Below are 1,439 nucleotides of genomic sequence, written 5' to 3'. Positions count from 1 at the left end.
CGCTCCGGACTACAGCGCCGGGGGCTACAACTACCAGCAGCCCGGGTACTACCCCGGTGCGCCGGTGCCCGTCGCGCCCAAGCAGCGCAACCCCGTGATGCTGTGGGGTGGGATCATCGGCGGTGTGCTGGCGATCGCCATCGTGATCGGGCTGGTCGTGCTGCTCAAGCCGAAGGACCCGGCCCCCGCGCCGAACGCGAGCGGGGGCACCAGCGCCGGCACCACCAGCGGCGGCACCTCCGGTGACACCACCGACAGCCCGTCCCCGGACAACACCACCCCCGCCAAGACCAACGCCACGTACAACGTCGCGTGGAACTCGGCCAAGCCCGCCAACGCGGACGGCCTGGCGCAGATGCTGGGCATCTGGGGTGCCGACAAGGTGGCCGTCCGAGCCGACAGCACCGGCATCCGGGCGCTCAACCTTTCGGACGGCAAGGAGGCCTGGAACATCCCGGTGCCGGCCGGCAGCAAGGAGCTGTGCACCGCCTCCTACTCGGCCAACTCCAAGGGCATCGCCGCCGTCTCCTTCAACACCGGTGACAGCGACTGCTCCACCGTCGGCGCCGTCGACCTGAACCAGGGCAAGCTGCTCTGGAGCGTCAAGGTCAGCACCGACCGGCTCTCCTCGCCGACGCTCAGCGTCACCGACAAGGTGGTCGCCGTCGGCGGCAACTTCGTCGGCGCGCTGAACATCGACAACGGGCAGCCCGCCTGGCAGTTCCAGCCGCGCGCCAAGGACTGCAGCGTGTACGGCCGCGCCGCCGGCGCCCAGATCGCGGTCAGCGACCGCTGCTACGACACCGGCATCCAGAAGTCGGTGCTCCAGGTCGTGAACGCCGAGAGCGGCAAGGTGGTCAGCCAGCCGATCCCGCTGTCCGGCACCATCGAGCGCGTCGACAAGGTCGTCCAGGACCAGCCGCTGGTGCTGCTGATGGCCAGCGGCCCGAACGGCGACTACATCCTGCCGTTCGACAAGGACAACAAGCCGGGCAACCAGATGTCGGTCAAGGAGCCGGGCTCGGACAGCCTGCGGCTCTCCGGCCAGTCGGACGCCTACACCCAGAACGTCGTGGTCGGGAACACGCTGTACGTGCAGATCACCGGCGCCAAGTCGGGCGTCAACGCGTACGACCTGACCACCGGCAAGCGCATCTGGGCCGTGACCGGCCCCTCGTCGAGCAACGACGTGCGGCTGGTGTCCGGCAGCAAGGACGGCAAGGTCCGGGCCATCGTCAGCCAGGGCTACGACAAGCCGGCCAAGCTGGTGACGCTCTCCCCGACCGACGGTTCGATGAGCGATCTCGGCACCATGGCGATGCCGAACGGCCTGGACATCGGGATGAGCATGTCGGAGTACATCGTCTCCGACGACGGCAGCGCGGTGTACGCCTTCCGCCGCATCAGCAGCTCCACCGACGCTCCGGTCACCAAGTGGA

Annotated in this window: 1 protein-coding gene; it reads left to right on the top strand. The window is 68.9% G+C overall.

Going from position 1 to position 1,439, the window contains the following annotated elements; translation table 11 throughout:
• A partial coding sequence (locus J0670_RS37920; protein ID WP_207817315.1) for a PQQ-binding-like beta-propeller repeat protein occupies window positions 1-1,439 on the top strand: 1,439 nt, incomplete at both ends.

The sequence above is a fragment of the Streptomyces sp. FH025 genome, from assembly GCF_017427025.1.
GTDB lineage: Bacteria > Actinomycetota > Actinomycetes > Streptomycetales > Streptomycetaceae > Kitasatospora.
This window is presented reverse-complemented; position numbering and strand designations above follow the sequence as displayed.